Origin of the sequence: Trebonia sp., assembly GCF_030042015.1 — a bacterium.
In the GTDB taxonomy this organism is placed as follows: Bacteria; Actinomycetota; Actinomycetes; order Streptosporangiales; family Streptosporangiaceae; genus Trebonia.
The window spans coordinates 1-4,233 of sequence record NZ_JASIAL010000175.1 but is presented as its reverse complement, the minus strand read 5'-3'; the positions used below and the strand labels follow the sequence as shown (position 1 = coordinate 4,233).

General features: G+C 70.2%; 6 protein-coding genes and 1 tRNA gene. 5 read left to right on the top strand and 2 right to left on the bottom strand.

Annotation, left to right across the window (positions count from 1 at the left end; translation table 11 throughout):
* The coding region (locus tag Q1N79_RS09095; RefSeq protein WP_300606756.1) for a methyltransferase domain-containing protein at positions 1-353 on the bottom strand (353 nt) is incomplete at its 3' end.
* A 217-nt stretch (positions 354-570) separates the two neighbouring features.
* Between Q1N79_RS09095 and Q1N79_RS09090 the strand changes: the two genes are divergently transcribed.
* From Q1N79_RS09090 to Q1N79_RS09070, 5 genes are all read left to right on the top strand, one after another.
* Entirely contained in the window at positions 571-1,188 is a 618-nt protein-coding gene (locus tag Q1N79_RS09090; protein ID WP_300606753.1) for a TetR/AcrR family transcriptional regulator, read from the top strand.
* Positions 1,189-1,619: 431 nt separating this feature from the next.
* On the top strand, positions 1,620-2,660 hold the full coding sequence (locus tag Q1N79_RS09085; protein ID WP_300606750.1) for an IS110 family transposase: 1,041 nt from the start codon (positions 1,620-1,622) through the stop codon (positions 2,658-2,660).
* 326 nt (positions 2,661-2,986) lie between these two features.
* The gene (locus Q1N79_RS09080; protein WP_300606747.1) at positions 2,987-3,247 is read left to right on the top strand and encodes a hypothetical protein; all 261 of its coding nucleotides are present in this window, start codon (positions 2,987-2,989) and stop codon (positions 3,245-3,247) included.
* 5 nt (positions 3,248-3,252) lie between these two features.
* Complete coding sequence (locus tag Q1N79_RS09075; protein WP_300606745.1) at positions 3,253-3,627, top strand: hypothetical protein; 375 nt, start codon at positions 3,253-3,255, stop codon at positions 3,625-3,627.
* A gap of 294 nt (positions 3,628-3,921) precedes the next feature.
* Entirely contained in the window at positions 3,922-4,056 is a 135-nt protein-coding gene (locus Q1N79_RS09070) for a hypothetical protein (RefSeq protein ID WP_300606742.1), read from the top strand.
* 47 nt (positions 4,057-4,103) lie between these two features.
* Here Q1N79_RS09070 and Q1N79_RS09065 read toward each other — a convergent pair.
* A tRNA-Val gene (locus Q1N79_RS09065) sits at positions 4,104-4,177 on the bottom strand.
* Positions 4,178-4,233: the final 56 nt, after the last annotated feature.

Below are 4,233 nucleotides of genomic sequence, written 5' to 3'. Positions count from 1 at the left end.
AGGTCGAACGTGCCGTCCTGGAGGGGCAGCTGCTCGCCCGCGCCGACCCGGTAGTCGATCTTCAGGCCGCTGGCGGCCGCATGCTCGCGGGCCGCCTGGATCGACACCGCCGAGGGGTCAACGCCGGTCACGTCGAACCCCAGGCGCGCGAACTCCTCGGCGAGGAAACCGCCCCCGCACCCGACGTCCACGGCCCGTAGGCCAGCGGCCCGGCCGTTGTGCTGGCGGGCCAGGACCTCACGGAAATAGGCGAAGCGGCCAGGGGTCATGCTGCCGTGCAGGAAGTTGAGCAGGCTGCGCTCATCCCACCATGTCTGGCCGATGCGGTCATAGATCTCATTGTCGATCGGCATCGCGGCACCTCCGCAAACCGTCTGCCGGGCAGGGCCAGCGTCGTCGTCCCCGGCCGCGGTCCGCGGCGGCCTTCATCCCGGGCTCTTGGTCTTCCCTGGCGGCGGCGCGTTCGGAGAATCTGTCCCGATTGCCTCGCGTGCCAGCACGTGCCTATGCTGAGCGTGCCTGCGGTGGCAGCACAAGCCTGCGGACGGTTCTTCAGACAAAGAGGCCATGATGTTCGGAAAACCCGGCCGTCCCCGCGAGGATGTCTTCCTTCGGCGGCTGGAGATCTACGCGGCGGTCGCCCCGCTGCTGGAGAAGGCCGGGGCGCGCGCGCTCACCATGCGGCAGGCGGCCGCCGCCGCCCACATGAGCATCGGAGGCATCTACCACTACTTCCCCTCCAAGCGTGACCTGGTCTTGTTCGTGCTCAGCCCGGACGCGCTGCAGCGCCTGTGCAACCAGCCTCAGCTGCTGGCGCCGCGGGAGCGGACCGAACCAAGCGCCCACCTGGCCACCTTCCTGGAAGGCCTGGTCCGGGGAGTGCCGTTGCTGCGGCCGGCGGTGCTCGCGGCGATCGAGCTCGGCGCCGGTCCGGCGCTCGACTTCGTCGACGCCACCATGACCGTCAAAGTGCACGAGTTCGTCCGGGCGGTCAAAGCCGTGCGAACCGGCATCGGGGATGCTGAGGCCCAGGCGATTGACCGGGCCGTGCGCCATACGACGCTGGGAGCGATGCTGGACCGCAGCGTCACCCCCTCCGAACTGCGCAGCGAACTGTACTCGATCGTGGCGATGCGGCCACCGGCCCGCCCGCGCGGGGACGAGCGCCAAGCCGCGGCCAGCTTCTAGGCCAGAGTCCCCGTCAGCTCAGCCACCGGACGCCTTGCCTGGTGCGCCTGCCGGATCCGCGGCCAACGGCAAGACCACGCCAGACCAGTGTGAGGGCACGGGGGCCCCGGACTTCGCCGGCCGCACCCTGGCCAACTGGTCAGCACAAACATCTGGCGCCAGAGTCGGCAGGGAGGATGTGGATAACAGCTTCGGCCCTGCTTCCGTGGTTTTGCGTGGGTGCGGGCGTAAGGTCGGGCTGGGACCCGGTCTGACCTGCTATCGGCCTGACGCCGTAGGGGTTGTCTTGTGACCGGCCCGTCGGCCGGGTCCCGTTTCGGGCACCCACCGGCGCTGCCGGTCCGATCTGCCTGGCCTGGGCAAGAGGCCGGGGTTCACAGATCGGCGGCCAGCGGTGCGTGCCATCCCTCAACCACAGAAAAGGGACGGCAATGACAACCGTAGAAGATGCACGTGCCATCACCGGTGGCGTGGACACCCACGCGGACACCCACGTTGCTGCCGCGCTCGATCCCCTCGGAGGGCTGCTTGGCGTGCGGGAGTTCCCGGCCACCGCGGCCGGGTACGCCGGGCTGCTGGGCTGGCTTTCCGGGTTCGGGACGGTCGCCCTGGTCGGCGTGGAGGGTACCGGCAGTTATGGCGCTGGCCTGGCCCGGCACCTGGCCGCGGCCGGCGTCCAGGTGGTGGAGGTGGACCGTGCCGACCGGCAGGACCGTCACCGCCAGGGCAAGTCCGACCCGCTGGATGCGGTCAGTGCGGCGCGGGCCGCCCTGTCCGGCCGGGCGGCCGGAGCGCCGAAGGGGCGGGACGGCGCGGTGGAGGCGATCCGGGCGCTGATGGTGGCCAAGTGCAGCGCCCGGGCCGAGCGGACCCAGGTGATCAACCAGGCCCGGGCGCTGATCGTGACCGGGCCGGAGGAACTGCGGGTCCGGTTCGCCCGGCACACTGCGGACCGGCTAATAGGCGGCCTGGCGGCCCTGCGGCCCCGTCCGGGCGACGTGCCCGGCTACGCCACCCGGGTCGCGCTGCGGGAGCTGGGCCGGCGCGCCCGGTTCCTGGACGTCCAGATCGGGCACCTGGATGAGCTCATCGTCCCGCTGGTCACCGCTCGCGCCCCGGGTCTGCTGGCCCTGCACGGCGTCGGCCCGGACACCGCCGCGCTGCTGCTGGTCGCGGCTGGCGACCACCCCGGGCGGCTGCGCTCCGAGGCCGCCTGGGCGCACCTGTGCGGGGCCGCACCGATCCCGGCCTCCTCCGGGAAAGTAACCCGCTGGCGGCTGAACCGCGGCGGCAACCGGGACGCTAACCACGCCCTGTGGCGGATCGTGATCACCCGGATGAGCTCCCACCCCGCCACCCGCGCCTACGTGGCCCGGCGCAGCAAGGAAGGCCTATCCAAGAAGGAGATCATCCGCTGCCTGAAGCGGTACGTCGCCCGCGAGGTCTACCCTTACCTGCGGCCCGCCCGCTAACCTCACCTGCTTCCGGGGACGGCCTGGCCCTAGAGTCGGCTGCCGCACCCGCTGGCCTGAGATCGATCCGCCGGCCGTCCCCGGATCCGCCACTACCGGCCTGCTGACACCGTGACCTGATAAAAGCCTGCCCTCCACCGCGAGCGGCCCATCCCTGTCGTGTCCGCCCTCAGCAATCCAGGCCACAAAACCTTCCCCAATTCAAGAGCCTTGACAAACATAGAAGCATCGTTCGGGAATGTTGCCGGACTGCTGATCTGGCTCGCTGGCAACGGCGTCTGCCTCAAGGTACCCTGACTGTCGTACCGCTGTGCTACCGTCATGTCATGGCCGTCCGCAAGAAGCGCTCCATATCCATCCCTCCCGAGCTCGACGCTGAGATCGCCGCCGCCGCGCACGCCGCCGGGATGAGCTACAGTGCCTGGGTCGCCCAGACCGCGCGGAAGGAATTCATCATCCGGGCCGGCCTGGAAGCGGTCAGCCAGTACGAAGCTGAGCACGGCCCGTTTACCCCCGGGGAGATCGCCGAGGCCGATGCATGGGCTGCCCGGGTCACCCAGCCGTCCGGCACCCGGCGGTCAGCGTGACCGGGGTGACCTATGACTCCGGGGCGCTGATCGCCGCCGAACGGGGCGAGCGCCCGATGTGGGCGCGCCACCGCGCATTGCTGCTGCGCCGCGTCGTGCCCACCGTCCCCGCCCCCGTCGTTGCCCAGTGCTGGCGAGGCGCGCCGCGTCAGGCACAGCTGGCCCGGCTGCTGGCCGGATGCGAAGTCGAAGCCCTCGACGACACCAGGGCCAGGGCCACCGGAACCCTCGCCGGGCGCGCCCGGACCACCGACGTCGTAGATGCCAGCGTCGTCGAAGGAGCCCTCCGGCGCGGCGACTTCATCATCAGCTCCGACGAAGGCGACCTATCCGCCATCGCCGCGGCCATCAGCCGGCACATTGACATTGACCACCCATAACATCCGGCTCCTGGTGGCGGAGACCCCGGCACTACCGGCTACGGACCGTGCCGAACGAATACCCAGCCGAAACACGCGGATCCCTGCCGATCTACTTCGCGACATGGTCATCACGGCGTGGCCCGCGCAGAGCGCAGATCTGGGTTTATCCGCACAGCGGAGCCGCCGACGCTACTGCGTGCCGGTCGCTGGACGTAGCCCGGCGCAGCGGGATACCCGTTACATGTAACGGGGCGCGGCGGCGGGGGAAACCGCAGTGCGGCCGGGGCGCCCGATATGCCCAATGTGCCTGATGTGCCCGAGACGCTCGAGACGCCCGAGGCAGCCGGGACAGCGTTCTACGCGGTCTACCGGCACATGCTCTACCCGGAAGTCAACCAGACGACGGCCACGATGAACTCCGTCTTCGGGAGGCGGCCCGCCGCCTAGCCGGACATGACAAGGCCCCCCGCCAGCGCAGGGGGCCTTTCGTGTTGTGGGCGGTAGAGGGTTTGAACCTCCGACCCCCACCGTGTCAAGGTGGTGCTCTCCCAGGCTGAGCTAACCGCCCCTGGATGCTGCGAAGCCTACCAGGTACGCCTGCGCCATCACGCCCATGCGCTCGTA